Annotated in this window: 2 protein-coding genes; both read left to right on the forward strand. The window is 63.6% G+C overall.

Annotation, left to right across the window (positions count from 1 at the left end; genetic code table 11):
* Positions 1–518 precede the first annotated feature (518 nt).
* On the forward strand, positions 519–1,157 hold the full coding sequence (locus ACZ7OY_RS44550) for an HAD family hydrolase (RefSeq protein ID WP_472251216.1): 639 nt from the start codon (positions 519–521) through the stop codon (positions 1,155–1,157).
* 812 nt (positions 1,158–1,969) lie between these two features.
* Entirely contained in the window at positions 1,970–3,229 is a 1,260-nt protein-coding gene (gene ltrA, locus ACZ7OY_RS44555; RefSeq protein ID WP_472251217.1) for a group II intron reverse transcriptase/maturase, read from the forward strand.
* The last annotated feature ends 183 nt before the right edge of the window (positions 3,230–3,412 follow it).

The following is a 3,412-nucleotide window of genomic DNA, read 5'->3' on the forward strand; positions in this document are numbered from 1 at the left end:
CACGGCCCGGACCAGCTGCCACTCCGCCTCCGTCATGTCGGACACATGGCACCGGGCGCGGTCCGGTCGGTCTGCCGCGTTGCCGAACCTGTGCGTGAGGCAGTCACACGACGGTGGCAGCGCGTTGGACTCCACACCCGCGGGCACGCAAGACTGCGCCAACAGGGCCTCCTGGTACTCGGATGGGATCGCACCCCCGAACTACCAAGAGGCCCTGCTCTTATGCGCCAGCCCGCGCGCGATCACCCGATCAGGAACCCTGTTCGACCAGACCAGCCCCGTCATCGATAAGCGGGACGTCTGACGTCAGCATCCGGTCGGGGGCTTCGCGGATCGGCACGAGCTTTGAAGGCACCTGTTGTTCGGTCGAGTCGGGTCGGCGGGCAGCGACAGGGCTGCCACAAGGTTCCGAGATCGCTTGACCTTGCCCCAGAGGGAGGGGTGACAGTGTCGTCACAGATCACACGGGCGGGCGGTTTGTGCTCGTCGACCAGGCAGGACGAAGAGGGGGAGTTCGTGTGACCGCGACCTGCGTCATTCTCGACATCGGGGGCGTGCTGGAGATCACGCCGAAAACCGGATGGGGGCAACGGTGGGAAGAGCAGCTGGAGCTGCCGCTGGGCACTGTGAATCAGCGGATGCGCGACGTGTGGCGGGCTGGAAGCGTCGGGAGCATCAGCGAACGAGACGTGCACGAACAGGTGGCAACCCGCCTGGATCTCGACGCGCCCCAGGTCGAAGCCTTCATGGCTGATCTCTGGACGGAATACCTGGGGACGCCGAACGAGGAACTCATCTCCTATGTGCGAGGGCTGCGGGGAAGCTGCAGGCTGGGCATCCTGAGCAACAGCTTCGTCGGTGCCCGGGAACGGGAGACAGCGCTGTACCACTTCGACGAACTGGTCGAGCAGATCGTCTACTCGCACGAGATCGGCATCGGCAAGCCCGACCTGCGAGCCTATGAGGCCGCATGCGCCAGCTTGGACGTACGTCCAGAGAGCTGTCTCTTCATCGACGATGTCGCAGTCAACATTGAAGCCGCCCAAGCGGCGGGCATGCAGGGGCATCTGTTCGAGGACAACGCCCGGACCATCACGCGCATCGCAGCTCATCTGGACGCAAGGCCCATGGTTCCAGGGCGTGTCCCGCTCGGATAACGGTGGCCTGGCTGGCACTCAGCCGTTGTCGACCCCGAACCACCTGCGGAAAGTCAGGCCGGCGGCAGCCAGTGTGCTGCGTCGGAAATCCTTCGGCAGATCTGTCGCAAAATGTGGGGTAAAAGTGGGCTTCTCGTGAAGGTGGGCGCAGTGCCACTTCGCCCCGTAGTGTCCCGGGGCATCGGCGCGGGTGCGTTACGACTGCGTCACGAACTCTGTTTTCGCTGGTCTTGTGTCCTGAACATGAGAGGGAGTTGGTTGTAGGCAACTTCTGGAAGTGATGCTGTGTGGGAGATGAAGGTTTTGTGGCCCTTCAGAGCCGCCCTGTGGGGGGAGGCTCTAAACCGCCTCATGCTGCGTTAGCTAATGACTGTCGTGGTGAGCGATGAGGAAAAGGCGTCGTAAGAGGCGTCAGGTGGGGATCGGGAAGACGAACGCAAGTGAATCGCTGCTGACGTGTCGAAAAGAAAATAGACGGCATCGAAACCGGGGTGTGACCAGAACCCCGGGATGAGCCTGGCGGGTGCCCGCTTATTGGCCAGGTGGTGTCCGGCATGTAGGCGACGTGAGTCCGGTCTGCGGCTCCCGCATGGAACAGGAGAAGGCAGGTCGCGATACTGCCCGCCGAGCGGCGGGCGAGAGGGAGTGCCCCAAGCAGCAGTCACTGCAAGGGGTCGAGTACCGACGCGGGGCGTGCCGGCGGACCGGCTCGTAGTAGTGATGAAGCCCCTGTAATGGGGGTGGAGCGAAGGGGCCGGGTCGTTCGTGACTGAGTTGATCGCATCAACCGGACAGCGTCCGGGAGGAGTTCGATGGGCCAGTTGAAATCGTCGACCAAGCCGTTTGATATTTCAAAGTGGGAAATCAAGGAGGCGTGGGAGGAAGTCAGGGCTAACAAGGGTGCACCCGGTGTGGACGGGCAGAGCGTCGTGGACTTCGAGAAGGACCTTGAGAACAATCTGTACAAGGTCTGGAATCGCATGTCATCGGGCTCATACTTTCCGCCTCCGGTGCGTGCGGTGGCCATTCCCAAGCCACACGGGGGCGGCGAGAGAATGCTCGGCATTCCCGCTGTCGCCGACCGCGTGGCCCAGACCGTGGTGGCCCGGCATCTGATGCGCAGGGTGGAGCCAATTTTCCACCCGGACAGCTTCGGATACCGGCCCGGACGGTCCGCCTTGGATGCGGTGGGCAAATGCCGGGAACGCTGCTGGAAAAGGGACTGGGTGGTGGAGTTCGACATCGCCAAGTTCTTCGACAGTGTGCCCTGGGACCTGCTGGTCAAGGCTGTGGAAGCGCACACCGACGCCGTCTGGGTGAAGTTGTACGTGCGGCGGTGGCTCGCCGCCCCGCTCGTCATGCCCGACGGCTCCCTGCTGGAGCGGGAGCGCGGGACCCCTCAAGGGGCTCCGGTGTCGCCCGTCATGGCGAACCTGTTCCTGCACTACACGTTCGACACCTGGATGGACCGGGAGTTCCCGTCCGTCTGGTTCGAACGGTATGCGGACGACGCGGTGCTGCACTGCGTCACCGAGCGCCAGGCCCGGCAGGTGCTGGCCGCGCTCACGGACAGGATGGTCGAAGTCGGGTTGCAGCTGCACCCGGACAAGACCCGGATCATCTACTGCAAGGACGGCCACCGACGTGGCGCTTACGAGCACACGTCGTTCACCTTCCTCGGGTACACGTTCCGCGCCAGGAGGAACCGGAGTCGGCACGGGAACCTGTTCCTGGCGTTCGACCCGGCGGTCAGCAAGGACGCCCTGAAAAGGATGGGGCGGGAGCTGCGGTCCTGGCACCTGCACACCCGTTCCGAACTCTCCTTCCACGAGCTCGCCCGCAGGATCAACCCTGTGGTGGCGGGCTGGCTCAACTACTACAGCCGCTTCAGGTCGTGGGAGCTGATCCCCTTCGTGATGCGCATCAACGCCTACCTGGTGCGCTGGATCCGCCAGAAGTACAAACGGCTTGCGGCCCAGCGGAAGGCCATCGCGAAGATGCAGCAGATCGCCCAGCGATACCCCCGCATGTTCGCGCACTGGCGCCTGACCACTGGTGCTGTATCGGTCTGACGACCAGAACGACAAGAGCCGTGTAACGGGCGACTGTTACGCACGGTTCTGTGAGAGCCGAGGGGTGAGATCCCCCTCGGCTACTCGGCAGAGCAATGCCGGTGATTTAGGGCAACGGTGCAGGTGGGACGCCATGCTGGTGGCGGTTTTGGGTGGATAGGCCCTTGGGGTGAATGGGGAGAT

This window comes from Streptomyces sp. NPDC107559 (assembly GCF_055657365.1).